Consider the following 26,322-nt stretch of genomic DNA (forward strand, 5'->3'; position numbering starts at 1 on the left):
CCGGTGCCCGCACCTTATTGTATGGCGGTCTCACATTGCGATGCCGACGTCAAGGGTCATCGCTCGAACCCTGCCCCGCCACGCTAGAGGCCTCGGGGCCGGGGCGGAATGCGGGTGATGCTCCGACAGCGCTCCCGCTGCTTCGTCTCCCGCGCCGCCCGCTCGACGTCCCTGTCGACGAGGTCCGGCAGGGTCGGCCGTTCGCGCCGCTCCGAGTCCCGCAGCCCGCTTCGGTAGGCCTCGCGCACCTGCCGCTCGATCTGCCGGGCGCTGTCGGTGGCCCCGGACCGCCCCGGCCAGGTCTCGCAACGAGCGGTCGGTCCGCCAGATCCGGAGTCGGCCGAGCACGGTGCGGCTCTCCCGGTCGAGCGTCTGCCGTATGTCCTCCCGCCGCTTGTGCAGCTCGGCCCATTCCTTCCGCGCCCGGCTTTCGAGCCGCCAGAACTCCAGCCAGCGCCGGTCCTCGGCATTCTCCCAAAGCTGCGCCTCGGCACGCCGCCAGACCGTCATGTCGACCCGCTCCTCGCCGCCCGGCGGTGTCGCCCGCCGCGCCCGTCCGGGCTGCATGCCCTCGTGGCGGAAGCGCGCCCAGTGAAGCGGCCGATTCCACGGGATGCGAACCACCTCCTCGCCCGCCCGCCGCCGCGCGTTGTTCTTGGCCCGTGCCTCGCACCGGATCCGGCCCTGTTCCCGCTCGGAGGTCTCCGGACTCCGGTCGTCCGGCTCCGGGGCACGGTGCAGGCAGTACGCAGCGACGCCGACGAACGACCGCCCCAGTCCGTTGATCTTCGGGACCATCAGCCCAGCCCCTCGCCACTCAGCAGATCGGCCGCGAGTTCGCCCACCCGCTCCACCGCCTCCAGCGTCCCGGCCGGCGCCGACGCTCCGGAGTTCAGGGCCCGGGCGATCTGGTTGAGGTTCACGCCGATCCGGTGGAGCTCGACCCGCTCCCTGGCGCCGAGACGGTGAACGGCCGCCTCGCGGATCGGCTGCCCCAGCGCCCTCCGGCGGATGTAGCCGCCCTTCGTCAGCCGGGCCGCTCCGGCCCGCTCGGCGATCGCCGCGGCCTCGGCGGTCGTGATGCGTACGCAGATCGTGCGGCTCGCTGGGGCACCGCGACTGGGTGAGGGCGAAGCGGCAAGCGGCCAGGTTCGTCGGCCCGGAGATCGGGGGAAAGGCGGAAGCCGAGCCCGAGCCGCTCACGCTGGAGAAGCTCTTTGACATCTACGGTGAAGAGGTGACGCCCACCAAGGTGGAGCGGGTCCGGCACCGGGACAGGATCGCGACGAGGATGTTCCTCGACTTCCTCTGTGACATTCTCGGTAGTCTGCCCGCGACCCTTTGAGCGCGTGATCCCTCCGTTCGGGGCCGAGCGGGGCATCGTTGGCGATGAGGTGGAGCATGACCGCCTTCAGTCGATTCATGTCGTATCGGCCTGAACGCGAGAGCCGTTTCCAGTCCTTCAGGAATCGCCGAGCGTAGTCAACCCGGCGTGGCGGGTGGGTCCGTTTACTGGTTGCCGGCTTCTTCAAGTTCCGCAAACATCTCGTCCGCACTCGCGAATCGTGCGGCGCGCGACTTCACCATCTCGTCGACTTCCGCCATGGCGCTTCGAGTTTGCGCGTTGGGAACCTTCAGTTCGAGTGGGAACGCTTGATCGACCGCAATACGATGGAACAACAGCCGGACGGCCTGGGAGGCCGTCAGCCCCATGGCGGCGAGCGCTTCGGTCGCCTTCCGCTTCATTTCCGTATCCATCCGGACGTGGAGCATCGAGCTTTGTGTCTTCATCCGAGCCTCCTGTATCTCAATCACGATACAACATGTCCGCCCGGTGCTCCCTTGGTCAAATGCATTTGTGGCGCTCCCAGCCCGACCGGTTCCGAACCAGTCGTCGTCCGCCCGGATCAAGGCACTCGACCTTCGTACCTTTGGGTGCGATCTTGGGGGGAGTGAACGGTGCGAAGTTCGTGCGGCGAGCGAGGCGGGAACTCAAGCCGGGCACGCTTCGGGGCATGTTGAAGCAACCGGGAATCCGTGAGGAGGACTTCTGATGCGGTACGTCTATCCGTGCGTGCTGACGCCTGAGAAGAACGGCGGCTACTCGGTGTCCTTCCCGAACGTGCCGGGGGCGCTGACGTGCGGCGACGACCGGGACGAAGCCCTGGCGATGGCCGAGGACGCTCTGACCGTGGCGCTCGGCTCGTACGTGCAGTGTCGCGAGGACATTCCGGTGCCGGACACCGTGGCGGGCGAGCACGAGATGGTCGCGGTCCCACTGGTCGTTGCCGCAAAGCTCGCTCTGTACACCGCCATGCGGGAGCAGGGGCTTACGAAGGTCGGCCTGGCGCGGCGCCTGGGCCTGAGCGAGGGTGCGGTTCGGAAGCTCCTGAACCCGAATCACCGCTCACACATCGGGCAGATCGAGAGAGCACTCGCGAAGGTGGGGCGGCGGCTCGTCGCGGAGGACGCGACCGTCTAGCGGAGGCGGCCGCCCGCAACGGCGACCGTCAACGGCGGCTCCGCCCTCCGATACGCCGGGCCGCCACGCGGTGGATCCGGCACTCGGGATCGTTTGACAGGACTGAGACCACGTCCGCGACAAGGGGTTGCAATTCCTGCAACCGAGTGCGGACGGCGATCATGATGACGACCGGGATCGGCAGTTCGGAGACGTTCTGCTGGTACTCGAATCCTTGATCGACCGTGACGAGGGCATCGAAAGCATGCTCCACCGCAAGGTGCAGCAACTCCCCGTTTCCAACGCCAGCCCAACCCATCTGCTGCACCGTGCGAATCTCGAACGAATCCGGAAAGGACGACGCGAGTCGCTTCGGCGTGGATTCGTCAAACAGGACTCTCATTGCCACCGCCCACCAGCATCGTCGCGGCAAGCTCAAGCAGTTCGACCGCCTGATCCCGCGAGACCGTAGGGTAGTCGTCGAGGAAATCGTCGAGTCGGTCGCCCGCTTCGAGATGCTCCATGAGTATCCGCACTGGAACCCTCGTGCCGGAGAACACGGGAGTCCCGCCCAGGATGTCGGGGTTCCTGTCGATAAGCTTGTCCGTCATGATTGCCTCCGCCCGCGCTTCCCGAGCACTGCCTGGAGTCTTGGATGTCACCGTTCCTGCCCTTCGCCAAGGTCCCGAGCCCGCACGTTCGAGATGCTCGGCTCGAACGCCAACAGTCGGCGATTTCGTCTTCGCTCACGCCGAGCGCCCATCCCGTCTAACGATAGCCCCATCCGCCAGGGCTCCGCATCTCTCTCGGCACGGCCAGTGCTCGATACCGGATGCCGTGCCGGTGCGCATCGACCATCGTACGCGGCGGGGACGACGCCCTGGCGAAGCGGGCGAGCAGGAGATGGTCGCGGTTCCACTGGTCGTTGCGGCGAAGCTCGCTCTCTACACCGCCATGCGGGAGCAGGGGCTTACGAAGGTCGGTCTGGCCCGGCGCCCGGGCTTGAGCGAGGGTGCGGTTCGGAAGCTCCTGAGCCCGAATCACCGCTCACACATCGGGCCGATCGAAAGAGCGCTTGAGAAGGTGGGGCGGCGGCTCGTCGCGGAGGACGCGGCCGTTTAGCGGAGGCGGCCGTGCCTGTACCGCCGCCCTCGAAAAGGACATCTGTCCGCTCTCGGACTTGTTGAACGGGCACACGGGGGTGTCGGTCGAGATGGCGACCCGGCTATCGAAGGCTTTCGGCTCGACGCCCGAGCACGTCACCGGTGATCTGGCGGTGGCTCTGGCGCTCACGTACAGCGAGGCAATAGGCGAGCCAGCCTTAGGCTGACGAATGCCGACGCGATTCCCCTAACGCTCCTCGGACGAGGGACTAGCCAGAGAACTCGTCACCGCTAGAGCCATCACCGGGTAGAGCGTCCCGGTATACGTGATGAAGTGCCATGTCTCCGTATTGAGTGACTTGGTCCACCAGCGGCCCGATTGTCTCTGGTTCCGCCTGAGCCACTCAACGCCTCGCTGCACGGCCGGGTGCGTTGGCGGCACCCCCGCGGACGACAGCACTACAACCGCCAAACCGGTTTGGTGGCCGTCACTCGCGGGATCGCCGAAGTCCGCCTCGGCTCGCAAGCGTTCCGCGCGGTTACCCCGGCCCCACTGCTCGGGCTGAGCGAAAGAGCGAATCGACCATCCCCCGTCCGGGCGCTGACGGTCCAGGATCATCCTGACGATGTCCCGCTTCCTGTCGGCGCCGATCACGCCCGGGAGATACGGGTCCGCCCAGAGCAACGCCACCCGAGCGTAGTCATGGGGAGGAGGGACCCGCCGCAGGTACTCTCGCAGACTGGCTATCTGCCTCTGCAACTCGGGAGAGGTTGCCTGCTCAAGCCATCCCGGAGCCAGGCCCACACCCATGGCCGCAACGGTCGCGAGCTGAAATGCGTCGGACTCGAACGGCGGCCATGTATCCGGCGAGTGCCAGGCCCCGTCGTCGCGCTGAAGGCTGAACATGAGCTGAAGAGCCTGCTCGGTTTCGGGAGACAGCCGCTGGTCCACGTACGCGTCCCAGGATGCCAGAGACGCGGCCAGATGCACGACTTCTGCAGGGTTCACTCCCTGCTCGAGTTCTTCGGGGTCCTCGGTGAGCCTCTCTTGAAGACGCTCTTCGAGAAAGGCCCGGAAGGCTGCATCTGGCTGACCCAGGCTCTCGGCGAGTTGCGGACGAAGGATCCCGTACCAACCCGTGGTGTGACACGAGACGCAGCCGCGGTTGTTTGCCCAGGCCCTGGCTCCACTCTCCAGGTAGGTGACCGCCCGCTCGATGGAGAGATTCTCCGCAATCGGTTCATCCTCCGACGCCGGCGGAATGGAGATCTCTCCGTAGTGATACTGGTACAGGCGGTGGTCGGGCTCCTGCTGCGCGTGAAGCTCACAGCCGAGAAGCGAAATCCCAACCGACAGTCCGATTGCGGCGTGCATGAGTCTCATAACCGAGCGCAGTCCCAAGAGGTTCTCGTGTCGGGGCGTGGGGCTACCGCCATCGTAGACGCCCTTTCGCTGCCACGCAAAGGGATCGTCCCGCCCGTGGCCGGCCAGCCTGCGAGGCTGCATGGTATTGTACGTCAACCCGAAAGACGGATGCTCGACATGAAAGCGCTGCCGTTCGCGCCGCTGGTTCCTGACGACGACACCATTGAAGCGACGCGGGAAGCCCGCCGGGGCAACCTCCCGCAGTTCGCCACCGTAGAGGACCTCTTCGACGATCTGCGTGCGGACGATTGAGCGGCCGATATTCCGGTTCCCCGGTTTCCGCCGCGAGACGCCTGGCCTCGATCGGGCTTCTGCTCGGCCTGATCGCCGCGGCCGGTTGCCGTGAATCGATGGTCGCTCCGGGTGTCCCCGAAGGCAACGTGGTGGTCGCCGACGGCCGCAACCGGGGAGACGACCCCTACGTCGTGAACTCGGCCGCCGTCGACGGACACGGGCTGACCATCGAAGTCTCGTACGCCGGCGGCTGCCGGAGGCACGACTTCACGTTGGTGATCTCGAAGACGTTCCTGGAGTCGGATCCCGTGCAACTCCCGGCCGTGCTCGCTCATGAGGCGAACGGCGATTCCTGCGAGGCGTGGATCACCGAGTCCCTCGTCTTCGACCTCGCCCTGGTCAGGACGCGCTATCAGCAGTTCTACGGATCGGGTTCGGGCACGGTCGTTCTTCGAGTCACGGGTGTGTCCGGCGGCGACCTCGTGTACGAATTTAGAGGGTAGCGCCGGGTGGGAGACCGGCCCACGGTCGTCAAGGTGTGGGGAACTCCGGGCATGCTTCGGGGCATGTTGAAGCAACTGGGAATCGGTGAGGAGGACTTCTGAGGCGGTATGTTTATCCGTGTGAGTTGACGCCTGAGAAGAACGGCGGCTACTCGGTGTCGTTCCCGAATGTGCCGGCGGCGCTGACATGCGGCGACGACCGGGACGAAGCCCTGGCGATGGCCGAGGACGCTCTGACCGTGGCGCTCGGCTCGTACATGCAGTGTCGCGAGGACATTCCGGTGCCGGACACCGTGGCGGGCGAGCAGGAGATGGTCGCGGTTCCACTGGTCGTTGCGGCGAAGCTCGCTCTCTACACCGCCATGCGGGAGCAGGGGCTTACGAAAGAGCGCTCGTGATAGGTGGGGCGGCGGCTCGTCGCGGAGGACGCGGCCGTTTAGCGGAGGCGGCCGGCGTGTCCCGCCGACCTCGGTTCGTCGAGGAGCGTGCGGTGCAGGAGTTGGACGAAGCTGTCCGATTCGGACTGCCCGTCCTGGAGGGTCAGTGAGGCGGGTGGGGCTGAACGAGCTCAAGCAGTTCGACCGCCTGATCGCGCGAGACCGTAGGGTAGTCGTCTAGGAAATCGTCTAGTCGGTCGCCCGCTTCGAGATGCTCCATGAGTATCCGCACTGGAACCCTCGTGCCGGAGAACACGGGAGTCCCGCCCAGGATGTCGGGGTTTCTGTCGATCCGTCCCGGACGCCTCGCACCATCGGCGGCCAAGCCCCGGTCGCCGACCGGGTTTCCCTCCCGGCCACCGGGGCTCATGTTGGAACCCGTCCTTCCCCTGCCGGGGGAGGACGACCTACGGGTGGAGCACCCACTCCAAGACAAGGGCATTATACGCCTGTCTAGATCGCAGGGTTTGGCTTCTTACTTTGACCGTATCAATCCCCGCGATCCACCTCTAACGCCTCAAACAATGCGTCACCCTTTATTGATCGGACGTATGCATCGGGATTGCCCATCGTGCCCGCATCTAGAAAGTACTCCTCGTCAATCAACCGCCTTCGACAAGCGAAAACGGTTGTTCGCGGAGCATCCAACTCTTCTGCCACCAGTTTCACATCCCCGTTATACTTCAACAACCAATAAACAAGCGCCGATTCTTGTTCAGACCTTTTCCATCCAATGACACATCCAATGATATCCTTTATAACACTGTACCAAGACATATCAGATATCCTCCAACTCGTCACGTCGCGCCTCGATGATCCCCGCCACCTTCGGGTCTTTTGGACGCATGAGCGCCAGCGCCACGTCCGACATACGTGCCGTACCGTAACGCGGGTTCACCGCCTCCACGTCGAACGGCTCTGGTTCTTCCTTCACTCGCAACGTCACTTTCCGCTTTTCCATCATCATCTCGATCCACCGTAGTCGTATCGCACACCCTGCTCCTTCAGCTTCGCCACCAAAGCCTCCTGCGTGCCCACACCCTTCGCGGAATTGCACGACGTACACAACAGTTGCAGGTTGTGCGCGTGATTCCTGCCGCCCTTCGCTCGCGGGTGGATATGGTCCACCGCAAGGTTCCGATACTGGAAGTGATGACGGCAGCCGTTACAGTTGCCCTCCTGTTCACCGTACAGAGTGCCCTTGTATTCCGCCAGCACAACCTCGTCGCCCAAGTCCGTCCGGGCGGGTACGTCCGTCCGGTCGATGATCTGGCCGAACAGACCATGTTGATCGCGCAGCCGCCTCTTCACAAGTTTTGCCGCGAGTGACGACAGATCTATTCCGATCCATTTGCGACTCAATGCCTCAGCAGCTACGAGGGTCGTGGCGCAGCCGCAAAAGGGATCTAACACGATGTCACCGGGATTACTACTTGACTGGATGATGCGTTCCATCAAGGCGAGGGGTTTCTGCGTTGGGTAACCAACTCGTTCCTTGCCGAGTGCGGGGAAAATATCCATCCACAGGTCTTGCAAGGACACACCCGGCATCTCATCGAGATACCGTTTGTAACGTGGCATGCCCGTGGAAACGTAATGGAGTCGACCCTCGTGTACGAATTGGCGCATCTTCTCTTTTGAATAAGCCCAATAACGGTTTCGGTAGGGGCCAATGCCACGGTACTCCCAACCGGGACGGGGCGAAGTCTTCCACTCATCGGTCAGATCCGCCTCCCATTCGCCTCCCTCGGGGCGCTTCACTCGCCACTCATACGATGTATCTCCACCCGGCTTCGCGGCGGTCAAATTGTCCTTTTGGTAGCGTCGTCCAGTCTCCGGCTCGACATTTCTGTAATTCGTCTCGACGTATTTGGGATCATACTCAACGAAAACTGGATTCCACGTCCATGTAGTTCCTTTCGTATAGAACAACAACCTATCGTGAATTCGACCATGTTGCTTCCTGAGGTGGTCCCAGTTTTTCGGACAGGTCGTTAAGGTGGATTCCAGGAAGGAACGGGAGGCACCGAGATGGCCGGGAAGAGACGGCGGTTCACGCCGGAGTTCAAGGCGCGGGTGGCGCTGGAAGCGCTGCGCGAGCGGGACAGCGTGCAGGCGATCGCGAGGCGGCACGAGCTTCATCCGAACCAGGTGAGCACGTGGAAGCGGCAGTTGCTCGAGGGGCTGCCGGAGGTGTTCGCCGGGGGCGCGGGCCGCAAGCTCGCCAGGGAGCACGAGGCGAAGGTCCGGGAGCTGCACGCCAAGATCGGGGAGCTCACGGTCGAACGGGATTTTTTTCGGCGCGGGCTCAAGCGCTGAGCCGGTCGGAGCGGGTGCGGATGATCGAGCGGGACGGGCCGCCGAGTCTTTCAAGGCAGTGCGCTCTGCTGGGGGTGAGCCGGTCCTCGCGGTACTACCGGCCGAAGGGGGAGAGCGCGGAGAACCTGGCGCTCATGCGGCGCATGGACGAGCTCCACATGGACTACCCGTTCTACGGGAGCAGGCAGATGATGCGCCATCTCCGCCGCGAGGGCGTCGTCGTGGGCCGGCACCGGATCCGGCGGCTCATGCGGCTGATGGGGATGGAGGCGACCTACCGGCGGCCGCGCACGAGCGTGGCGAGTCCGGAGCACCGGGTCTTTCCCTACCTGCTGCGCGGCCTCGCGATCTCGCGGGCGGACCACGTGTGGTGTGCGGACATCACCTATGTTCCTGTGACGCAGGGCTTTTTCTACCTCGTGGCCGTGATGGACTGGGCGACCCGGCACGTGCTCGCGTGGCGGCTGTCGAACACCATGGACGCGTCGTTCTGCGTGGACGCGCTGGACGACGCGCTGGGCCGGCGGGCTCCGGAGATCCTGAACACGGATCAAGGCGCCCAGTTCACCAGCGAGGCGTTCGCCGAGCGCGTGCTGGGTGCGGGCGCGGCGTTCTCGATGGACGGCCGGGGCCGCTTCCTCGACAACATCTTCATCGAGCGGCTGTGGCGGTCGCTGAAGTACGAGGCGGTGTACCTCCACGAGCTTCGGAACGGGCCGGACGCCGAGCGCATCATCGGCTCGTGGTTCGACTTCTACAACGAGGTGCGCCCGCATTCGTCCCTCGGCGGGCGGACGCCGGGCGAGGCCTACCGCAACGGCACGGGGGCGGTGTGAACGGCGGATCTCCGCACCTGCCGGAGCGCGCCCTCCCGAGTCGCCGCGGCCGAGCGGAAACCCGGGATCCGCCCGTCCCGGACGCCTCGCGCCATCGGCGGCCAAGCCCCGGTCACCGGCCGGGTTCCCCTCCCGGCCACCGGGGCCCATGTTGGAACCTGTCCTTCCCCCGCCGGAGGAGGACCCGCGGGTGGAGCATCGGATATGACCCCCAGATCCTGGACACCCCACCATTGTGACGATTGACCTCCGGGCGTGGTGCTGCTCAGGGTAGAACCTGGCAGACCGGAGGGAGGTTGTCATGGCACGGCGGCGGTACACGCCCAAGCTGAAGGCGCAGGTGGTGCTGGAGGTCTTGGGGGGCGAGAAGACGCCTGGGCAGGTGGCCAAGGCGTATGGGGTGCACCCGAACTCGGTACAGCTCTGGAGGCGGCGGTTCGTGGACCGGGCGCCGGAGGTCTTCGCCGAGGAGACGACGGTGAAGGAGTACGAGCGCCGGATCCGGGATCTGGAGCAGCTGTTGGGCAAGAAGGAGGTCGAGATCGCGCTGCTAAAAAATTTCTTGGGCCGGAGCGGCTGAGCGTGGCTGAGAAGGTGGCGCTCGTCTCCGGCACGCGCGAGGCGTACGGCCTGGCGCCATCGCTGCGGGCGGTGGGGTTGGCGCGCTCGACGTGGTACCACCACACGCGGACGAGGGTCGCCTACGCACGGAAGTACGCGCACCTGGAGGCGCCGCTCAAGGCGATCGCCGAGGCGCACCCGGAGTATGGGTACCGGCGGACCACCGCCGAACTCCGGGAGACATACGGATACCGGGTGAACCGGAAGGTCGTGGCGCGGCTGCACCGGCTGTGGGATCTGTCCTTGAGGCGCACGGTCACGCGGCCGAAGCCGAGCGCGGTCCGGCGGGCCATCGACGCGGCGGGTCCGCGCGCCAACCTGTTGTCGGGACGGCCGAAGGCGGAGATCGGAGCGCTGGAGGTCTTCTACACGGACTTCACCGAACTCCTCTACGCCGGCGGGACCCGGAAGGCGTGGCTGATCCCCATCCTCGATCACCAGGCGAAGTACGTGCCGGGCTTCGCCGTTGGAGCGTCGGCCAACTCCGATCTGGCGCTCTCGGCCTGGACGGCGGCGGAGCGGGCCCTGGCCCGCCTCCGGAACTCGCTGGACGGGATCATCGTCCACCAGGACCGGGACCCCGTGTTCACCGGCTACGCATGGACCGGCCGGCTGCTGGCGGCGGGTGCGCGGCTCTCCTACGCACTCCGCGGACCGAGGGACAACCCGGAGATGGAGAGCTTCTTCGGACGGTTCAAGGTGGAGAACCGGTCGCTGATCCTCGACGCCGGCTCGCTCGAGGAGCTCGCGGCCGTCGTGCGGGATCGGATCAACTACTACAATCGGGTGCGCCGTCACTCCTCCCTTGGAGACCGGCCACCCATGACCATCATCGAGGACTTCTACCGCGAGGGCTGAGCAGCACAATAAACCCGGAGGTCGGGTGTCCAACTTTTGGGGGTCACTTCAATCCACCCCAAGACAACTCACGGAGAATGCTCCCGAGGGCTCTCACAATCACTCGGAATCCACCTTAACTTTGCCCTCGGACTGTCCAACGAAATAGGACCACCTCATCCGCCCTTGCTTCGTATCGCTGTGCGCTATCGAACGTTTCCATGAAATAGAGGTGCGGAACTGGGCTGGGCCGAATACGGCGTCCATAAGAACGCGCAGATATGCGTTAGCCGTGGAATCACAATGTAAGTAGATACTCCCGTTCGCCTTGAGGACACGGTGTAATTCAAGCAACCTCGAACCCATCATGATGAGGTATGACTTCATGCCATCGCCATGCGATAGTCCTGCTACTTCTATTACCGCGTGAAGCGCCGCGTTACGTTCCTCGATCTCGTCGTGCCACGCCTCGTCCACGTCGTCCAGCGTCCATGTATCCTTGAAAGCCGCGCCAGCCGCTTCAGATCCTATCGGGGCGGCGTAGTTGCGGTTCGAGTTGAATGGCGGGTCCAAGTAGATCAGGTCCACACACTCCGAGTTGATCCCCCGAAGCACGTCCAAGTTGTCACCGGTCCAAACGGTGCGATTCGCGAAGTTGGGTTCAGCCATATAACGTTCTTTTCGTATTCTTGTGGTATGGTCCTTGCAAGACAACCCATCAAAACAGAATCAACCAACCTATGAACCAAATGAGTAGCGTATAAAAGACTCCGAGGACCACTGTACGATCCTTATAGATACTCAACAGCCCCAATAATTCGCCGTGCGCTGCCGACCACTGCCGTCGTTCCTTCACGGGAAGATTGATACATATGACAAGCACGGCACAAATCGCCGCATTCATTAGCCAAACCCACGCGGGCCATTCCGAAAAGAACATTTTCTCAGCCGCAAACGACAAGAAAATGAACATCATCGCTAGGATGATGCTCGTGACGAGTTGTCGATTCGGTGTCGTAGCCATTCATAAATATACACCCCTAAGCATTAACGCGCGCAAGCCCCGCTCATGTTCAATTCGTTTCCCGTGTTCCTGTGGCGGTAAGCAACTCGCACTCGGTACGGCCCACCAAATCCCTGTACAGCAACTTCCGTCCTACCATACCGGCCAGAACGTGCTGCATCTGCTCCAGCGTGTCCATGTCGCGTACGTTGTGACGACCCGCGAACTGGCTCACGTAACGCTGCAAGTGACGGGGGCTGAACTGGTGGTAAACGCCCTTATGCGCCCTTTTCAGGGTGCTCCAGAAGCTCTCCACGCCGTTCGTGTGCGCCATGCCGCGCACGTACTCGCCAACGCTGTGCTTCACGCTCTCCCTGTTCTCCATGCCGTCATAAGCCCTGCTCTCGTCCGTGTACGTCTTCACGCCCGGCTTGCGGTGCGTATCGACGAACTCGCGAAGGCTGGCGTGTGTCGTGTCGTCCAGTACCTTCGCTGCAACACGCTTCGTCTTCCTGTCGCGCATGCCCGCTACCGGCGTCTTGCCGACCGGGCCACGACCGGCACGCTGCTTCTTCTTCGCGTGCTTGTTCTTCTCCAGCCCGCCGAAATACGCCTCGTCAACTTCAACCGGACCCTCGAACTGGTACGCCACGTCCATGAACGCCTCGCGGATGCGGTGCAGCATGTACCAAGCCGTCGCCTGCCTTACCTTCAGGTCGCGATGCAGCTTCATGGAAGAAACGCCCTTCAAGCTCGTCATCTCCAAGTAGATCGCCCACGCCCACAGCCGAAGCGGTAGCTTCGAGTCCTGCATCGGCGTGTTCGTCTTCAGGCTGAAGTAGTCCTTGCAGTCACGGCACCGATACGGCATCGGCTTGCCGCTCTTCACGCGGTAAGCGTTCACGCTGCCGCACTTCAGGCACACCGGCTGGCGATCCGGCCACCGCCACTGCTCGAACCAGTCAATCGCCTTCTCTTCGGTGTCGAACATCCGGCCCAGCTCGATCACGCTCACACCCTCGCGATGTGACCGGCCCGGTGCCTGTCCGCCGTCTCCGTTTCCCTTCTTGCCCTTCGCCATCGTCCTGTCCGTTAGCTCCTTGTGTGTTCATCGGTTTCCGTCTCACACATCGAAGCTAACGAAGACCTAACGAAAATCAAGTCAGACGTATAAATCCCCTCACAATCACTCGGAATCCACCTTAGCTTTGCCCTCGACTGTCCAACGAAGTAAGACCACCTCAGGTTTCCTTTCCGTGAGTCGGCTTTGCGATTAGCTGCTCAAACTCATGCACCTCGCGGCGTCGTGTTATCAACGCATCGGTAATCATAAGAATGACACGGAACAAGCCTTCAACCGTACCTCGGTCGTCATCGCCACGTATTTCTGTCGAATGAACCGCATCGTTTCCGATGAAGCGGAGCGCGTCCAATCCCGTATCGATAACGCCACCGGGCCACAGTTCATCATTCTTTCGCAAAAACTCGATATGCTGGTACAGGGTTGCTTTGGTCGGGAGTAGTTTATCGACATCTTGGTTCTTGGAGAGCCCCTTAATGATGTCTTCTGTGCACATTCGTAGCAAAGCGGCAGCGGCACGGGGAGAGTCTGCCATTACGTTTCCGGCCTCAACATACAAGAGCTTCGCGCTTTCTGGTAGATCATTAGGTGGGGGGGGTGCGGCATTTGTACGAGGATAGATCATACGATTAGTAATTGGGGTTACGTCTGTTTCTCTCTCTACTCGCTTCGTATCTTTTTGCGTCATCCAGATAGATACACACCCCTTGGCTTGGCAAAAAGCAGCGAAAAATGATCGGTCTATCCCAATGGCAATATTGTTAAGATATTCGCTCTTACGACCAGCGGAGACAGTCGCTAGGGATAACCCTACCCATTGCATTTGTGCCATGATGGAACAGGTTGGACAACGGAATATGGTCTTGTGGAGTTGAGGCATAGCTTCCAATTTTGTTTTCGTATCTTCAGTTACGGGTCTATATGTAGGCATTGGCATTGATCAGGTCTATATGAGATGGTAGTTGGGATTGAGACGAAGGTACGAGAGCCGTTGTGAGCCTGTCAAGCGAGGGCGGCGGACGGGATTCGACCTCCGCAAGGCCTGGGCCCGGACGGTTGTAAGTTGGGCGTTACTTTCGGCCTGACGTAGCCGCCCGCGTATGGCAGTTCTGGAGCTGCCCCGCCTTCACGGACACCTTTCCATTGGGCCAACCAAGGAGGTGTGTCGTGGCGGCAAGAGCGGGGCGGTACCCGCCGGAGTACCGGGAGCGGCTGGTCGAGCTTGCACGGGCCGGTCGTAGGCCGGGGTCGCTAGGGAAGGTCTGAACAGGTCGGCAGATCGGTCGGTGTCGGGCTGAATGACGCCGACGTGGCCGTCTGCCGGCCCCTGAAGGGGCTCGGAGAGGCGAAAAACGGGCGTTTTGGGCCTGCGACCCCCCGTTTCCGTCCGTCCGGGACGGATGTCTCCCGCCGCGGCCCGCTACGCCGTCGCATAACGACCCGCGATCAGCAGGTTCGAGAAGCCGAGCAACAGCGCGATCCGCTCGGTGTTCTTCGCCAGCCCCCGGTAGCGGAACTTCCGGTAGCCGAAGTGCCTCTTCAGGTACAGGAACGGGTGCTCCCCCTTGGCCCTGACCGAGGCCTTCCGACGCTCCCGTTGCCACTGCGCACCCTCCGGATCCAGGCGCCGCCGCCGCCCCGGAGCCATCGCCACCGTCCACTTCACGTCCCGGCCGGCCGTCTCCACCCAGCGCTCGATCCCACGGTAGCCCGAGTCGGCCCACACCTCCTCCTCACCGCCGTGCAGCAGCGACCCCGCTTCCCTGAGGTCATGCGTGTTCGCCGGCGTCGTCCGCACGCTGTGCGTCAGGCCCGTCTCCGCGTCCACCCCGATGTGGGCCTTCATCCCGAAGTGCCACTCGTTGCCCTTCTTCGTCTGGTGCATCTCCGGATCCCGCGCTCCCTCACGGTTCCTCGTCGAGGAGGGCGCCGCGATGATCGTCGCGTCCACGATCGTCCCACGCCGTACCCGGTAGCCACGGCCCGCCAAGTGAGCGTTGATCTCCTCGAACAGACCCCGCCCCAGACCGTGACACTCCAGAAGGTGACGGAAGTTCAGGATCGTCGTCTCGTCCGGAATCGGTCCCGACAGCCTCACGCCCGCGAACCGGCGCACCGACTCCACCTCGTACAGCAGGTCCTCCATGCCCGGATCGCTCATGTCGTAGAACAGCTGCACGCAGTTGGATCCGAAGCATCACCGACAGCGGATACGGCCGCCGGCCACGGCCCGCCTTCGGATAGAACGGCCGGATGCGCGTCTCCAGACGCTCCCAGGGGATCAACCCGTCCATCCGTTCCAGGAAGACCTCCCGCCGCGTCTTCCGCTTCTTCCCCTCGTACTCCACGTCCGAAAACGTCACCTGATCCATCGCCCCCACCCCCGAGCCGCCTGGTCCAAACCGCCCGTTCAACTCCCCTGTCCATCAATCTGGCGGTGGTGACTTGTTCAGACCATCCCTAGCTCGGGAGTTCGAGCCCTCGGAGCAGACGATCCGCAACTGGGTCAGGCAGGCGGAGCTGGACGAGAGGGAGCGGAGCCCGCGGGCTGACGACGGAGGCGCGCAGGAAGATGTCGCGCCTGAAGTGTGAGAACAAGCGGCTTCGGACGGAGCGTGACGTCCTAAGAGACGTCATGACGCGGTGAGTCACCCCGCGGCGCTGAAACGGGGCGCGGTCGGTAGATTCGAGCCGGGGGCAGAGGTCGTCCGGCTTACTGGTGCCGGGAGCCCGACAAGAAACGTGACCCTAGCGCCGATCCGGCCCGACGATCCGATCGGGACACGTTCCCGCGGGAATGTGCTTGGGGCTGAACGACCCGCGATCGCGAGCGCGGGTCGAGGCGCTGCGTATCCGTATCGAGGACGGCGAAGCCCCGGATGTAGACGTAGTAGATTACCGTTGACGGGATTTAGAGAGATGTGCTCTCACGATCCCGATGAGGGCGTCACGAAGTCGTCGCGCATCCTGTACGCCGAGGGCGACCCTCCCGCCACGAGGGCATCCAGAATGAACAGGACCGCCTCCCGGAGCGGCGGGTCGGTCTTGATGCGATGCGGCTGCGAGTACACGAACGGTGGCAGCAACGTCTCGAGATTGAAGGCCACGTTCGAATCCGACGCGATGCGCATGGCATCCCCTTGCTTCAGCATTTGACCTAAGACCTCGAAAGACCCCGGAAGGGATCCGTGGCCGATTCGACCCAAGTAGTCCGTGTACGCACGCATCACCGGCACCGTCGCCGGTAGGCTGCTCGCCAGTTCGTCCACGCGGTGAGCATGACCCTCCAGCCTGTGCCAGTGTCTGGCGTCCTCATTCCAGTAGGGGCCGAGGAAAATCATGTGCACCAAACCGAGCCCGAACGACGTTTCGTCCTTCAGTCCCATTCCCCATCGCGAACGCGCGATCTCGTCGGCCAACCGCTGCCAAAGGTCCCAGAAGCAGTCGTCGATGTTGCGATTCGCGTTGCTGATCAGTTCCGAGACGAACCACTGGACGTTCTGCCGCTGGTCGGCAACCGCCTCCACGGTCGGAGCGATGATCCCCAGCGCCACCGCCGACGGGAGACGAAGCGCGAGCCTCGCCAGCGATCGGAGCGCCTCGCCTTCGAACTCATAGTTCCGTGACGCGGGCTCGGCGTCTCGCACGTCCTTGCGCCACTGATCGACAAGCCATTGTGCAATCCTCGAATACAGCCCGCGTGACTCCTCCCAGTCCGGTCGGTGTTCGAAGACCGCCAGCACCGCTCTAACGGCTGTAGCGGCCACTGGACTACCGAAATCCAGCAGTCTCAGTTCTGCCTCGGCGTCCAGGCTCCCGTCCTCGATTCCCTGCCGCACCGCCGACACGATCGACGCGAACGGATCCCGTCCGTCGTCGATTCCAGCCGCTCGCTGGTGCCGTGCCGCCTCTCGCGCTTCGAGCTCCAACCGCGATCGGCACACCGCCGTCGCCACGCATTGCAGCGCCAGCGGCTTGTGCTCGTCGCCGACAAACGCTCCGAGACCGCTGAACGCGTATTGCGATACTTCGTCGATCGGATGCGTCAGCGCCAAGGAAAGGAGGGCGGTCGGGTCAATCCCGTGCGCCCGCGCCGGGTGGACCGCCACCAACGGCACGACGCTTGCACACACGCGATCCGCGCCCAGCGACCTCCCGAGTCGGTCCACGCGGTCTGTAGTAGCCGACTGGCGGCGAACCTCGAAGTCCACACGCCTGGCGCACCATTCGAACTCCTCCTCATTGAGCTCGTTTAAGTGGTCACGAATGCACACGGCGGCAGCAAATCCCGGTCCGTCGCGATAGAACTCCTCCGGCTCATCCAGTTCCACTACCGCTTGCGCATCCGCCAGCAGAGACGTGCGCCAATCTACCTCGCGGACCGAGGCGTCCCCTTCCCACATCTTCCTGGCGAGGCTCTGAAGCCCCAAGTGGCGGCCGAGGACGCCCGACGAATTAACCGACTCGTCCACCATCTCCTGGATGTCGGTTTCCACCTTCCCGGGACCGAGATAGATCCGCTTCTCGTCGCTATCCCCTGTCTCCGCCCCGTCGGGCGCGTCCTGCGGTTCGAAGCCCCTGACGTCCATGCGATGCAGCGCCAATCGCCACACCCGGGTGTCCTCACCGGATTCCGCCGAGGCACGCTCCCGATGACGGTCGATGACCGCCCAAACCTCCTCTCGATCCTTCCCGAGTTGCATTCTCACCGCCAGAGACTCCAGATCCTCCTGCCGATGGGGTAGTCCGTTGGACGCTACCCGTTCCTGTTCGAACAACCTTTGGCCTGGGTTGAGCCCGAAGAACATCCCGGATGCGGAGTTGGCCTCCTGCGCCCGGCGTCCAAGGTCGAGCTGCACGATCTCTCGACTCGACAGAAGCACCAGACCGGCTTGCCCCGCCTTGCCCGGGTACGCTACGCACACGCTTGCGACAACGCCGGTCGCCATCACGTTGTTGCTGTTTTCCAGCACGTGCATAAGCCAGCTCTCCAGATCGACGCCGTCCATCTTTCCGAGCCACAGGAGCCAACGCTCGAACGCCATTAGCATCGAAACGATGCTGTCCGGCCCCACTGTGTTGCCCCGGTAGAGACCGTACAACCGCCCGTTCGCCCATTGCTCCACGGTCCCACGGTTCGGGATCGCCAACGATGTCTTCCATGCCGACGCCAGACGGCGCCCCGGCGACAGTCCCCCCGTGGCATACGAGCGGCCCGCGTGGTTGAGGAGGCTCAGAATGAACGCGACCGCCTTCCTCGGGTGGTATTGCAAGAGCGCGGCGAAAGGCCCATGCAGCGCGCTGGGCGGATGGTACGAGCCCATCGATAGGCGGCGGATCCCGAAATCGGCGTCGACCTCGATCGACCACCCCATGTGGCTGCGCTCGCGCTCCCGGTCGGCGTCGGACAGCCGTAACCTCGCGTCCAGCAGCGTAATCACTTCGTCGGGGAATTCCCGACACACGAAGGCGCCTCCGGGCTTCATAAGGACCAAGTCCAACAGACCGAATGCCAGCAGGTCGTCGTGGCTGCACGTTCTCGCCCGTTCCATCAGGTCCTTGAATTGCGCAACGGCCCCCGGGATCTTCACGGCCACCTTTAGCGTGCGTTCGCGCGCGTCCTCGGAGCCGTAACACTTGAACTCCGGGAGCAGCCTGTCCACGATCGCCCCGGCCTCCGCAACTCCCTCGGGCGCGGGGTTTCGCCAGTCGACCTGTCCGGCCCAGTCCTCCACGAGGCCGAGCACGAACTGCCCGCGCTCCGGCAGGAGTTCGTCGATCAAACCCAAGACAAGCCGGAGGGTCGGCGCCCAACCGACCCCCTTCGGCACGAGCATCTGCGACGGCAGCCCCGGCTCATCGAGCCATTTCGGCGACTCCTTGCATGCCACGCGTAGGACGTGCGTAACCCGGGTCAGCAGGTCGAGGTCCCCCCGAACGATCCGCGGCCCGCACGCCTCGACGAAGCCGGCCGCGGACTCCGATAGCAGAGCCGCCGCTAGACAGTCGTCTCGGAAGTGAGCTTCCAGCCCTTCCTGCCCAATCACACGAAACACCAACGCCTGAGCTTCGCCCGCATCGATTACGAACCGTTCCGCGAGCCATTGCTTGAATCCCCGGCGGATCGCGGGGTACCCGCCGATGGCTTCCGCGAGCACCGTCGGCGAGCCGTCGTTCTCCATGAACCGGTCGTCGAGCCCTCGAAGAACACCCCAGTCTTCCAGCACGTCGTGCGTCACCGCGTAGACGGCTGACGAGTCGGGCGACGTCGCCACCAGGGAGTCTCGGCTCAACGCTTCGAAGGCTTCCGGGTCTTCCACCCCGGGCGCCACAAACGGGCGGAGTTCCATCGCCCGGCGCCACGCGATGTCGAGGAACGCCCGCTCGCGACGCATAGGCATCCCGCCGGCCGCGTGACCATCGTCCCGAATCAGCTCCCGCCAGACCTTCCTGCGGAATTCGTGGAGACTGGCCGGGAAGGGAGCCTCGCCCCATCGCAGCCTCGAGGCGAGGTCCAGGAGGTAGGGCGTTCGGAGGAACGCACGCAGCCGCGCGTTGCCGAGCGCCTGCGCAAGCGTCGGCACGCCATCCCCTACAGCGTCCAGTTCGGCGTCGGTCAACGCCGGTACTTCAAAGATCTCAGGACTGAGATCGGCGGGAATCAGCGCGTGCCGCACCGTCTCCAGCGAATAGTCCCGCACCGTGAGCACGATTTGGGTCGACGGGTCTTTCCTGGCAAGTTGCAGCAACTGGGAAAACCCGTCCCTCACCGAGCGTTCGAGCAACCGCTCGACGCCGTCCACCAAGACGACCTTCCTGTCGTGCCCCGCCAGCAAGGCGAGTACCCGCTGCCAATTGAGGGAAGTCTGCGCATTCGCCAGTGTCTCGTCCACGTGTGCGGTCGCGAACTCAACCGCTTGGAACGACAGCACGGGATAACGGTCCTCCAGCTGCGTAAGGAGTTCCCGCGCCAGCGCCGACTTCCCCGATCCCGCGACTCCCGACACGATCACGACCTGGTGCTCTGCAAGCTGCTCCGCCAGCGATTGCACCTGCGTGGACCGTTCAATGGCGTAGTCGTCGCCGATCGTCGAGCGGATGCTGTCGCGGACCGTCTGTCCGTGCTCGACCAGCGCCGTCAGTCCACTGCGGTCGTCGCCCGAAACCGGCTTGTGCCGCTCCCGCAGTTCGGCCGGCAGGTCCCCTCTCTCGTACCCCTTCGCCACGGGCCGACCCTCGCCCGCGCATTCCAGCAGCTTCGCCCAAGTCGTTTGTGCCGCTTCGTTGGAGCCGCTCCCATCGGCGGTGCAGGCCGCCAGTAGCGACAATACCCGCGCTTTTTCCTGGGACGTCGCCGTATTGAGGTCGAAGCTCAGGACATTGACCACCCGGAGGAACCGCCAATAGGCATTCTCGTCCAACGGCTCGACGCCTCCGTCGGTCAAGATCTGACGGATGCTGCGATTCTGTTCTTTCGCCCGTCGCGAGAGAAACGCGTCGAGCGACAGCCGCTGCCCGAAGTCCTCCGCGTTGACGGATGCCCGGGCACATTCCAGCAGCGCGCGAAAGTCCCGCAACAGCACTGATGTCCCATGCAGCGTGGCGACCGCCAGCTGGTCCTGCGACTCGTCGAATCGATCCGCCAAGAAGTCGTTCCACATGCCAAGGATCGTCGTGCGGCAATCTTCGTCGGCGGCCGAGACCCGGAAGCTGCGCTTCACCTGCAGCGCCAGCCGCCGGCGCGACCCGTCGCTCCTTTCGCCGATCACCAGCAGGTCGTCCGTGCGCCACCCCCGGTGTCGGGTCTGGAGATGCACCTCGACCACCGACGTGTCGGTCAGAACCGGCGGCATCCCTCGCACGAGCAGTAGGCCGAGCGCCAACGCGGCGACGTGCTGCTCGAACTGGTCGCCGCCTCCCCCCGTCGAAACGGGGCTCGCCACGCTCTCGCCATTCATCGATGCGCCTCCGGGCTGTTCACATGCCGACACTCCGCTACTCACCCGCGCGCCCACGTTGCGCGCCAGCCGGCATCAGCCCGGCACGCCGAACCATTTCCCCCTCGTCGCTGGACGATCCCTTCGGGCCGGCTGTCATTCGTACCGGGCGTCGAACCGAGCCTCGGCTCTGCTGGGCTTCCATCCCTATCGCGGGCGCGGCCGACGGCCTCGCGGCGGCGCGGCGTCAAGGCGTCCCCTCATCCTCCGCGAACAGATCGGCTTGATCCAACCCCGGTGGCAGCTCCAGATCGCGGGTCCGTACGACAGGAATCTCGGCGGCCTTCCCCAGTCGATATACGTCTCCATCGTCCGAGTATATCGTCGTGGCTCCGCGCGCCTTCGCTATGGCTATGATCTGGCAGTCGAACTTCAACTTCGCCCACGTCCCAGGCCCCTCCCGCGGCGGCGTTGGCACCATCAGCGCCAACTCGATTGCGGCCCGCTGGTCGAAGGGTTCGATGCTGAATACTGCGCGTCGATTCAGGAGATCCACGATACGCCGGGCGTCCGCCGGATTCCTCCTCATGAGCACTTCGGAGAGGACAGGCGTTGGTATCGCTATGGTCTCGCGGGGCTTCCGGTCCAGCCTGTCGATCAGATACTCGATGCGCTCTCGGGCGTGACGAAGAGGTTTCCCTTCCGCGTCCGTCGGCCCGGGAATGCCGGGTTGGAGGAACAGAAGCAACGTGGTGGCGTCAATCACCACCATTGTGTTTCGGCCCTTCTCGGATGCGTTCCAGATCCCGGTAATCTTCTTCGGTCCAGTCCCCGGCTACCGCCCGAAGTTCGGAGAGGGCCTCGGAAACCTTCGTACTCTCGATCGGCTCGAACGCGTCGATGTTGAAGCGTTGCACGTTCCAGCGGCCTTCGGCATCGCGCAGCCAGGAACCCTTCCCCATCAAACGGACGGGCTCGAACAGGTAATGGGCTAGCGTCTTTGCGACGTCCCTGCTCGCATGGCATCCGGAGATGGGTTCGCCGTCAGACTCGATGAGGATGGGAATCCGGTCGCCGGTTCCGCCCACTCGAATGACGACACCGAAGATGCGTCCGCGCTCGCGCACCAACGGGTAGGGGTCCTCCGCGTCATCGGCACCCGGGAATTCGAGGATTCCGTGATCGTTGTCTTGTTCCCTCAACACGGCGCGAGCCCGGTCCTCTCGCAGGTAGCCGTCCAAACTCCGATAGGCTTCCTGGGCGTCGCGCGGCGCCTCGCCACGGCCGACGGCTTGCACACGGGAACGGACGTTCCGCACGGCCGTTGGCTCGATCTCATGCACGAGCGCGGTGCTACCCTCCTCAATGCCCACCAGGTGGACGTGGTTCCGCTCTCCGAGGACGTCCGCCAGCTTCGCCAGATACTGGGCGAGACGCGCCATCGGTAGCGTACGCGGCGTGAACGCGTCGATCGTGAACCGATACTCCGCCCCCTCGCGGGTCTGCCGTTGTTCCTCGCGTTCCGGCGTTTCCGGACTCACACTCGCCTCATGTTTGCACGTTACGTTCGCTGGGAATACCACAGCATCGGGCCAAAGTATACGCAAAATACGAAGATCGGGTCCAGATGAACTCGTTCGGCGTCGCCATCAACTTGTCGGCGTTCTGGAAGGCTGGGCCGACCGCCGAACGTCAGCGCCGCGATGGCCTCTCGGATCGCGGCCGCTCCGCCGGAGTCAATCGGCAGGTTCAGCCGGGATTCGCCGGCGCCGCAAAGGTCAGCATCTTGGCGCAGTTGCCGCAACTGATACGGATTGAAACGAGCAGCCGGGGCACCCGATTCGCGGTGCCGCAGCGTGAGCAGCGAACCGTGACCGGCACCAGCCCGGGCCCCAGGAACCCCGATCGAGCGGTTCGTCCAAGAGGAATCGGGAAGTGAGCGGCCGCTCGGTCGAGAGCCCTTGCGACCTCCATCACCGACGCCTGGAAGAATTCCCGTGCCGGATTCACGCGATACTGGTTCAGCAGCTGATGCGCGTGTCCCTCGGCCCGGTCACGGTCGGAGACGTGGACCCAATACACGAGTTCGAAGGGCCTGTAGACGGACGAATTGCTCAACTGGTCCACTCGTTTCACCGGAGAGACCTTCGACTGCCCGATCTTGAACACCGGATCCACGAAGGAAGGGTTCCGCGCCGCATAGATCCACCCGACGCGCTTGTATTCGCGTCGCCGCTTGTCGAACGAATCCAACGCCATGATGCTCTGCATTAAGGGGCCGAATTGCGGCATTTGCTGCATCGTCGCTCCTCGAAAAAAGCCGCTCGCCGATCCACGTCCGGCAAGGTGATCACCGGCTCTGAGGGTACACTTACGCCCCGGTCTTGACCAACCGCCTTTGCTCGATGCTCCGACCGGGAGCGTGTACGGCAGCGCGGCACGGGTCATGTTCTCGGTAAGCCGACCTTGATCACTTCAGCCGACGTGGGCATCGGCGACGGTGGAGGAAGTCGTTGCGCCATGCCGGTGGCTGATCGACGGGATACGCCCACCTCCGAGACCCCGGCACCGTCGGGAGCAGCCTTGCATCCTCGAAGTCCTTCCGTAAGCGCTTGTCACGAACAACCATCACCTGCGCTTGGGAAGCTGCGGCCAGCGCGAGCACCTGCTTATCCCTCTCGCCGGAGCGAGTCTCCAGGGCGTCCAGCCGACTCTCTTCCCGGCGAATCACCGCCTCTTCGATCAGCTCCGCCAAGCCACTCCGGCGGTATGACAGGACGAGCTGGAACACTTTCGCGTCGTGTTGGAGCTGCCTACCGACTTCGTCATACGTCGAGTATGCGACGCGCCCGTGTCCGTCATCGATCCACGTTCGAAGCTGCACCCCAGCCGAATTGGAGGACATCTCCTTGAGAACATCGAACGCACTTGCATCCAGAACGATGGGCGTGCACACGAGACTCGCTACCGCCGAAAGCCGAGAAGGCGTTCGGTCTCGTCGAGAAAAAACTGGCGAAACCGTGGGGGCGTGTCGATCAGGTTCGCTTGGTCGTCCACTCGAATGTTGTGCAGGATCGTGGATGCGCCGTCGTCAATGCGGTCGAAGTAGACGATTCCCAGGTCGTTCGCATCGATATCGCCGGACATCACCGCAATGCGGAACCAATCCGGAAAGTGATCGCTGTGCGTTTCCACGAGGAGTCGGTGCCCCTGCTGCGCAACCAAGCGGACTAGGGCCGCTTGGGCCTGGGGGTGAAGATGGGTCTCCGGTTGCTGCAGGAGCAACGTGGCTTCCTTGGGCGCAGACGCGATGGCGTGAAGTAGGGGCAGCACGCTGTGGATACCGAAGCCGACATCAACAACGTTGTATTCCTCGCCCGAGGCATTGACCCGGATCTCGTACGTTCCTCCTGGGCCACGCCGGACATCGAGGCTGCCGAAAAGGTTCAGCCGCCTGCCAAGCGCAACGATCCTCTCGAGCGTCGCTTCGTCGAGTCTCTTGCCGAACGGGTTCGATGCGTACTCGCGCTCGCGCGGCCAACCGTTGGGGTCGTCCGCCGAAACGGACAGCCGATGTTCGGGGCCCGGCAAGAGATCGCTCCGCCGGAAGAAGTTGGTGAATCGGGCGAACATCCGAACCGCTTCGGCCGATGCTTCGCCGGTGCGCTTCCGCCAAAGCGTGGTGTCTCCCTCGTGCGGCAGGTTGCCGCGGCGAACCGAACTGGAAAGCCATGTGCTGAACTGCCGAAAGGAGACCATCGACTGCGGGAACTCAAACTCGAACTCCGGTCCGGTGACGCGCCACATCTCAGGGCCGCCGGATCGGGGCGCGTCAGGGCGCGTCACACGGAAGGTGCCACGTTGGCCCGATTTGGCTGAGAGGCTCAACTCCAGTTCCCGTTCCCGGGGCTCGCCCCCCGGTCCGCGGTCGTAGACCACGCGAACGCGGTCGTAGCGGTGACTCTCAAACGTGGCCTCGATGGCGAACTTCGAGGCCCCCGAGTGGGCGATCGCCTTGAAGCTGCCCATAGAGAACGGCGGGTCGTCAAAGGGGTTCTTGTCGCTTAGGTCAACGAGATCCGACAGTCGCGCGATCGTGCGGGCACATCCAAGAAACGTCGACTTGCCCGAGCTGTTCTCGCCCACCAGCACCGTGATGCGAGGCAGTTCGGTCCGCTGCGTCTGGGCGAAGCAGCGGACATCGGTTAGCGCAAGGCTGGTGATGCGGCTCATGAACTCCTCCCGCCGACAAGTCTCTGGGTCAAGTTGCGCAACCGGGCCAACAGCCGCATCCCGACCGAGGATGGCGGCGAACGATCCAAGTGTTCCGGCCCGGCCACGAGGAACGGGTAAGCCGCCTGGTCCCCCAACGCGGTCCGCGCCACGACTTCGCAGTGGTCCCGGCACGGTTCCGCCACTGCGTGGAGGGTTCCAGGCACGTAGCTGTAATGGAGCTTGCCGCCAGATTCCGGCCACCAACTGGCACCGATGACCATGCGCAACATCTCCAACGTCATCAGGCTGGCGAGGTTGGCACTGAACGGGAAGACATTCTGGTTCGTGGGTCGCCCACCCGCCAGCCTCGCGACATAGCTCGGGTCGTCCAGCGACCCATCGCGTTCCAGCACGACATCCGATGTCGTGTACTGTCCGTCGCAGCGCAGGCAGCGGCGCCCGGGCCCCGACCGGACCACACTCCACGCCGCCTGGCCAAGCGTACCGTCCCTCTTCGTGTCCACGAACACGCCGCCGAACACGACGGGAATGCAGTGAGCGTAGGCAATATGGTTCAGCAGGTCCTTCGGCAGGGGGCGGTCAACGCACGAGAACAATACGTCGCAGTCGAGTGTGGTACGATAACAGCCTTCCTGTTGGATCCAACCGGCGATGGCGTCGACCTGGAATCGTGCGGCGGTCGCCGAGCGCCGCAGGCCTTCGGCCGCAAGCTCCACCTTGAGCCGACCCACATCCGCTTCGCCGGCATACATTAGGCGGTCGAGATTGTGGGGCTTGACCCTGTCGGCGTCCACCAGCACGAGGTGCTCGACGCCGATGCGCGCAAGGGCTTCCGCCACCATGCAGCCGACACTTCCCAGTCCCACAACGCCGAAGCGCAGCCGAGCCAGGTCGGATTGACGGGCGCTGCCCCAGGTGTCGGTCGTGCGCCGCAGCGTTGGGCGGCGCTGCGGAGGCGGCATTTGTTCAGCGTTGTAGGTCACTCCGAGTCGGCGGCCAACGACGCGCACCTTGTCGCACCACGCCCGCTCAAACCTTTGGCCGTCCCAGCGCCAGAAGCGGGCGCTCCACGCCTCGTCAGTGCCGAGCGTCAGCCCGACCAAGGGAAGGCCCGTGGCCCGGGCCGGCCCTCCGATGCGGTCCCTCTCGGCGGTCACGTCCGCACGACTCATGGGCTGCCAGCCCTCGGTCGGGTGGCTGTGCAGAAACGCGAGACCCGCACCCCTCGCGCAGGCAAGGCGAACGGATCGGGACAGGTATCCGGGCGTGAAACTCGCCCCGCCGTGGA

The 26,322-nt window shown here is 63.9% G+C and carries 30 protein-coding genes and 1 pseudogene; 10 read left to right on the top strand and 21 right to left on the bottom strand.

Annotated features, from left to right (window positions below):
- Positions 1 to 30 precede the first annotated feature (30 nt).
- Entirely contained in the window at positions 31 to 798 is a 768-nt protein-coding gene (locus ACOQPP_RS07880; RefSeq protein WP_420636238.1) for a hypothetical protein, read from the bottom strand.
- The gene (locus tag ACOQPP_RS07885) at positions 798 to 1,094 is read right to left on the bottom strand and encodes a plasmid mobilization protein (protein ID WP_419167150.1); all 297 of its coding nucleotides are present in this window, start codon (positions 1,092 to 1,094) and stop codon (positions 798 to 800) included. The genes ACOQPP_RS07880 and ACOQPP_RS07885 overlap by 1 nt, the downstream gene beginning before the upstream one ends.
- 29 nt (positions 1,095 to 1,123) lie before the next feature.
- Here ACOQPP_RS07885 and ACOQPP_RS07890 point away from each other — a divergent pair, with 29 nt between their 5' ends.
- Positions 1,124 to 1,345 (top strand): hypothetical protein, encoded by a 222-nt coding sequence (locus tag ACOQPP_RS07890; protein WP_419167179.1) that lies wholly within the window; start codon positions 1,124 to 1,126, stop codon positions 1,343 to 1,345.
- On the opposite strand, the pseudogene ACOQPP_RS07895 reads toward ACOQPP_RS07890, so the two are convergent.
- Both ACOQPP_RS07895 and ACOQPP_RS07900 read right to left on the bottom strand, forming a co-directional pair.
- Positions 1,305 to 1,541 (bottom strand): annotated as a pseudogene (locus tag ACOQPP_RS07895) (type II toxin-antitoxin system mRNA interferase toxin, RelE/StbE family); the annotation flags it as partial. The gene ACOQPP_RS07890 and the pseudogene ACOQPP_RS07895 sit on opposite strands and share 41 nt — an antisense overlap.
- Positions 1,510 to 1,773: a type II toxin-antitoxin system RelB/DinJ family antitoxin gene (locus ACOQPP_RS07900; protein ID WP_419166653.1), complete on the bottom strand. Its 264-nt coding sequence runs from the start codon at positions 1,771 to 1,773 to the stop codon at positions 1,510 to 1,512. The pseudogene ACOQPP_RS07895 and the gene ACOQPP_RS07900, both read right to left, overlap by 32 nt.
- A gap of 280 nt (positions 1,774 to 2,053) precedes the next feature.
- Between ACOQPP_RS07900 and ACOQPP_RS07905 the strand changes: the two genes are divergently transcribed.
- A complete protein-coding gene (locus ACOQPP_RS07905) occupies positions 2,054 to 2,482 on the top strand; it encodes a type II toxin-antitoxin system HicB family antitoxin (RefSeq protein WP_419166652.1) in 429 nt (142 codons plus the stop codon).
- A gap of 28 nt (positions 2,483 to 2,510) precedes the next feature.
- Here ACOQPP_RS07905 and ACOQPP_RS07910 read toward each other — a convergent pair whose 3' ends face one another.
- Both ACOQPP_RS07910 and ACOQPP_RS07915 read right to left on the bottom strand, forming a co-directional pair.
- Positions 2,511 to 2,864 carry a DUF5615 family PIN-like protein gene (locus tag ACOQPP_RS07910; protein ID WP_419166651.1) on the bottom strand — a complete coding sequence of 118 codons (354 nt, stop codon included), beginning with the start codon at positions 2,862 to 2,864 and terminating at the stop codon, positions 2,511 to 2,513.
- Positions 2,848 to 3,072 (bottom strand): DUF433 domain-containing protein, encoded by a 225-nt coding sequence (locus tag ACOQPP_RS07915; protein WP_419166650.1) that lies wholly within the window; start codon positions 3,070 to 3,072, stop codon positions 2,848 to 2,850. The genes ACOQPP_RS07910 and ACOQPP_RS07915 overlap by 17 nt, the downstream gene beginning before the upstream one ends.
- Before the next feature lie 232 nt (positions 3,073 to 3,304).
- Between ACOQPP_RS07915 and ACOQPP_RS07920 the strand changes: the two genes are divergently transcribed.
- Positions 3,305 to 3,583, top strand: coding sequence for a hypothetical protein (locus ACOQPP_RS07920; protein WP_419166649.1), 279 nt, complete (start codon positions 3,305 to 3,307; stop codon positions 3,581 to 3,583).
- 228 nt (positions 3,584 to 3,811) lie between these two features.
- Here the strand turns inward: ACOQPP_RS07920 and ACOQPP_RS07925 are convergent, their stop codons facing one another.
- Positions 3,812 to 4,939: a hypothetical protein gene (locus ACOQPP_RS07925; protein ID WP_420636239.1), complete on the bottom strand. Its 1,128-nt coding sequence runs from the start codon at positions 4,937 to 4,939 to the stop codon at positions 3,812 to 3,814.
- Positions 4,940 to 5,107: 168 nt separating this feature from the next.
- Between ACOQPP_RS07925 and ACOQPP_RS07930 the strand changes: the two genes are divergently transcribed.
- The 3 genes from ACOQPP_RS07930 to ACOQPP_RS07940 all read left to right on the top strand — a co-directional run bounded on the left by ACOQPP_RS07930 (position 5,108) and on the right by ACOQPP_RS07940 (position 6,125).
- Positions 5,108 to 5,242: a hypothetical protein gene (locus tag ACOQPP_RS07930; protein ID WP_420636240.1), complete on the top strand. Its 135-nt coding sequence runs from the start codon at positions 5,108 to 5,110 to the stop codon at positions 5,240 to 5,242.
- Complete coding sequence (locus tag ACOQPP_RS07935; protein ID WP_420636241.1) at positions 5,239 to 5,727, top strand: hypothetical protein; 489 nt, start codon at positions 5,239 to 5,241, stop codon at positions 5,725 to 5,727. Before ACOQPP_RS07930 ends, ACOQPP_RS07935 begins: the two co-directional genes overlap by 4 nt.
- A gap of 125 nt (positions 5,728 to 5,852) precedes the next feature.
- Positions 5,853 to 6,125: a type II toxin-antitoxin system HicB family antitoxin gene (locus ACOQPP_RS07940; protein ID WP_420636242.1), complete on the top strand. Its 273-nt coding sequence runs from the start codon at positions 5,853 to 5,855 to the stop codon at positions 6,123 to 6,125.
- Positions 6,126 to 6,267: 142 nt separating this feature from the next.
- Here ACOQPP_RS07940 and ACOQPP_RS07945 read toward each other — a convergent pair whose 3' ends face one another.
- The 3 genes from ACOQPP_RS07945 to ACOQPP_RS07955 all read right to left on the bottom strand — a co-directional run bounded on the left by ACOQPP_RS07945 (position 6,268) and on the right by ACOQPP_RS07955 (position 7,925).
- Positions 6,268 to 6,534: a DUF433 domain-containing protein gene (locus ACOQPP_RS07945; protein ID WP_420636243.1), complete on the bottom strand. Its 267-nt coding sequence runs from the start codon at positions 6,532 to 6,534 to the stop codon at positions 6,268 to 6,270.
- A 408-nt stretch (positions 6,535 to 6,942) separates the two neighbouring features.
- Positions 6,943 to 7,131, bottom strand: coding sequence for a hypothetical protein (locus tag ACOQPP_RS07950; RefSeq protein ID WP_420636244.1), 189 nt, complete (start codon positions 7,129 to 7,131; stop codon positions 6,943 to 6,945).
- Positions 7,128 to 7,925 (bottom strand): DNA methyltransferase, encoded by a 798-nt coding sequence (locus tag ACOQPP_RS07955; RefSeq protein ID WP_420636245.1) that lies wholly within the window; start codon positions 7,923 to 7,925, stop codon positions 7,128 to 7,130. Before ACOQPP_RS07955 ends, ACOQPP_RS07950 begins: the two co-directional genes overlap by 4 nt.
- Before the next feature lie 270 nt (positions 7,926 to 8,195).
- Between ACOQPP_RS07955 and ACOQPP_RS07960 the strand changes: the two genes are divergently transcribed.
- The 3 genes from ACOQPP_RS07960 (at position 8,196) to ACOQPP_RS07970 (ending at position 10,798) form a co-directional block, all read left to right on the top strand.
- A protein-coding gene (locus ACOQPP_RS07960; RefSeq protein WP_420636246.1) for an IS3 family transposase occupies positions 8,196 to 9,319 on the top strand; the annotation gives its coding sequence in 2 pieces (ribosomal slippage) (positions 8,196 to 8,472 and positions 8,472 to 9,319; 1,125 coding nt in all).
- Positions 9,320 to 9,620: 301 nt separating this feature from the next.
- A complete protein-coding gene (locus ACOQPP_RS07965; RefSeq protein ID WP_420635576.1) occupies positions 9,621 to 9,899 on the top strand; it encodes a transposase in 279 nt (92 codons plus the stop codon).
- A gap of 2 nt (positions 9,900 to 9,901) precedes the next feature.
- Positions 9,902 to 10,798, top strand: coding sequence for an integrase core domain-containing protein (locus ACOQPP_RS07970; RefSeq protein ID WP_420635831.1), 897 nt, complete (start codon positions 9,902 to 9,904; stop codon positions 10,796 to 10,798).
- A gap of 99 nt (positions 10,799 to 10,897) precedes the next feature.
- On the opposite strand, the gene ACOQPP_RS07975 is transcribed toward ACOQPP_RS07970, so the two are convergent.
- From ACOQPP_RS07975 to ACOQPP_RS07990, 4 genes are all read right to left on the bottom strand, one after another.
- Positions 10,898 to 11,365, bottom strand: coding sequence for a DNA methyltransferase (locus tag ACOQPP_RS07975; protein WP_420636247.1), 468 nt, complete (start codon positions 11,363 to 11,365; stop codon positions 10,898 to 10,900).
- Between the two features lie 485 nt (positions 11,366 to 11,850).
- Positions 11,851 to 12,861 (bottom strand): IS1595 family transposase, encoded by a 1,011-nt coding sequence (locus ACOQPP_RS07980; RefSeq protein WP_420636248.1) that lies wholly within the window; start codon positions 12,859 to 12,861, stop codon positions 11,851 to 11,853.
- A 160-nt stretch (positions 12,862 to 13,021) separates the two neighbouring features.
- On the bottom strand, positions 13,022 to 13,741 hold the full coding sequence (locus ACOQPP_RS07985) for a DUF4145 domain-containing protein (protein WP_420636249.1): 720 nt from the start codon (positions 13,739 to 13,741) through the stop codon (positions 13,022 to 13,024).
- Positions 13,742 to 14,281: 540 nt separating this feature from the next.
- Positions 14,282 to 15,233, bottom strand: a protein-coding gene (locus ACOQPP_RS07990; RefSeq protein ID WP_420636250.1) for an IS5 family transposase whose coding sequence is annotated in 2 segments (ribosomal slippage) — positions 14,282 to 15,040 and positions 15,042 to 15,233 — 951 coding nt in all. Because the reading frame shifts where the segments join, the coding sequence is not laid out codon by codon here.
- A 73-nt stretch (positions 15,234 to 15,306) separates the two neighbouring features.
- On the opposite strand from ACOQPP_RS07990, the gene ACOQPP_RS07995 reads away from it, so the two are divergent.
- Positions 15,307 to 15,453 carry a hypothetical protein gene (locus ACOQPP_RS07995; RefSeq protein ID WP_420636251.1) on the top strand — a complete coding sequence of 49 codons (147 nt, stop codon included), beginning with the start codon at positions 15,307 to 15,309 and terminating at the stop codon, positions 15,451 to 15,453.
- A 335-nt stretch (positions 15,454 to 15,788) separates the two neighbouring features.
- Here ACOQPP_RS07995 and ACOQPP_RS08000 read toward each other — a convergent pair whose 3' ends face one another.
- From ACOQPP_RS08000 to ACOQPP_RS08030, 7 genes are all read right to left on the bottom strand, one after another.
- Entirely contained in the window at positions 15,789 to 20,819 is a 5,031-nt protein-coding gene (locus ACOQPP_RS08000) for an AAA family ATPase (RefSeq protein ID WP_420636252.1), read from the bottom strand.
- 226 nt (positions 20,820 to 21,045) lie between these two features.
- Positions 21,046 to 21,570 (bottom strand): type II toxin-antitoxin system VapC family toxin, encoded by a 525-nt coding sequence (locus tag ACOQPP_RS08005; protein WP_420636253.1) that lies wholly within the window; start codon positions 21,568 to 21,570, stop codon positions 21,046 to 21,048.
- On the bottom strand, positions 21,557 to 22,339 hold the full coding sequence (locus ACOQPP_RS08010; RefSeq protein WP_420636254.1) for a hypothetical protein: 783 nt from the start codon (positions 22,337 to 22,339) through the stop codon (positions 21,557 to 21,559). The genes ACOQPP_RS08005 and ACOQPP_RS08010 overlap by 14 nt, the downstream gene beginning before the upstream one ends.
- Before the next feature lie 208 nt (positions 22,340 to 22,547).
- Positions 22,548 to 23,246 (bottom strand): GIY-YIG nuclease family protein, encoded by a 699-nt coding sequence (locus tag ACOQPP_RS08015; protein WP_420636255.1) that lies wholly within the window; start codon positions 23,244 to 23,246, stop codon positions 22,548 to 22,550.
- A 22-nt stretch (positions 23,247 to 23,268) separates the two neighbouring features.
- A complete protein-coding gene (locus ACOQPP_RS08020; RefSeq protein ID WP_420636256.1) occupies positions 23,269 to 23,754 on the bottom strand; it encodes a hypothetical protein in 486 nt (161 codons plus the stop codon).
- Positions 23,755 to 23,762: 8 nt separating this feature from the next.
- A complete protein-coding gene (locus tag ACOQPP_RS08025; RefSeq protein WP_420636257.1) occupies positions 23,763 to 25,031 on the bottom strand; it encodes an AAA family ATPase in 1,269 nt (422 codons plus the stop codon).
- Complete coding sequence (locus ACOQPP_RS08030) at positions 25,028 to 26,137, bottom strand: HesA/MoeB/ThiF family protein (RefSeq protein WP_420636258.1); 1,110 nt, start codon at positions 26,135 to 26,137, stop codon at positions 25,028 to 25,030. The genes ACOQPP_RS08025 and ACOQPP_RS08030 overlap by 4 nt, the downstream gene beginning before the upstream one ends.
- Positions 26,138 to 26,322: the final 185 nt, after the last annotated feature.

The sequence above is a fragment of the Candidatus Palauibacter sp. genome, from assembly GCF_965222475.1.
Taxonomy (GTDB): domain Bacteria; phylum Gemmatimonadota; class Gemmatimonadetes; order Palauibacterales; family Palauibacteraceae; genus Palauibacter.

Excerpts from the sequence above, each read along its gene's own strand:
- ACOQPP_RS07945 (WP_420636243.1), bottom strand. The coding sequence starts at position 6,534 with ATGAGCCCCGGTGGCCGGGAGGGAAACCCGGTCGGCGACCGGGGCTTG.
- ACOQPP_RS08005 (WP_420636253.1), bottom strand. The coding sequence starts at position 21,570 with ATGGTGGTGATTGACGCCACCACGTTGCTTCTGTTCCTCCAACCCGGC.
- ACOQPP_RS07985 (WP_420636249.1), bottom strand. The coding sequence starts at position 13,741 with ATGCCTCAACTCCACAAGACCATATTCCGTTGTCCAACCTGTTCCATC.
- ACOQPP_RS07910 (WP_419166651.1), bottom strand. The coding sequence starts at position 2,864 with ATGAGAGTCCTGTTTGACGAATCCACGCCGAAGCGACTCGCGTCGTCC.
- ACOQPP_RS07905 (WP_419166652.1), top strand. The coding sequence starts at position 2,054 with ATGCGGTACGTCTATCCGTGCGTGCTGACGCCTGAGAAGAACGGCGGC.
- ACOQPP_RS07930 (WP_420636240.1), top strand. The coding sequence starts at position 5,108 with ATGAAAGCGCTGCCGTTCGCGCCGCTGGTTCCTGACGACGACACCATT.
- ACOQPP_RS07880 (WP_420636238.1), bottom strand. The coding sequence starts at position 798 with ATGGTCCCGAAGATCAACGGACTGGGGCGGTCGTTCGTCGGCGTCGCT.
- ACOQPP_RS07965 (WP_420635576.1), top strand. The coding sequence starts at position 9,621 with ATGGCACGGCGGCGGTACACGCCCAAGCTGAAGGCGCAGGTGGTGCTG.
- ACOQPP_RS08025 (WP_420636257.1), bottom strand. The coding sequence starts at position 25,031 with ATGAGCCGCATCACCAGCCTTGCGCTAACCGATGTCCGCTGCTTCGCC.
- ACOQPP_RS07900 (WP_419166653.1), bottom strand. The coding sequence starts at position 1,773 with ATGCTCCACGTCCGGATGGATACGGAAATGAAGCGGAAGGCGACCGAA.
- ACOQPP_RS07915 (WP_419166650.1), bottom strand. The coding sequence starts at position 3,072 with ATGACGGACAAGCTTATCGACAGGAACCCCGACATCCTGGGCGGGACT.
- ACOQPP_RS08015 (WP_420636255.1), bottom strand. The coding sequence starts at position 23,246 with ATGACCCGTGCCGCGCTGCCGTACACGCTCCCGGTCGGAGCATCGAGC.
- ACOQPP_RS07950 (WP_420636244.1), bottom strand. The coding sequence starts at position 7,131 with ATGATGATGGAAAAGCGGAAAGTGACGTTGCGAGTGAAGGAAGAACCA.
- ACOQPP_RS07980 (WP_420636248.1), bottom strand. The coding sequence starts at position 12,861 with ATGGCGAAGGGCAAGAAGGGAAACGGAGACGGCGGACAGGCACCGGGC.
- ACOQPP_RS07925 (WP_420636239.1), bottom strand. The coding sequence starts at position 4,939 with ATGCACGCCGCAATCGGACTGTCGGTTGGGATTTCGCTTCTCGGCTGT.
- ACOQPP_RS08000 (WP_420636252.1), bottom strand. The coding sequence starts at position 20,819 with ATGAATGGCGAGAGCGTGGCGAGCCCCGTTTCGACGGGGGGAGGCGGC.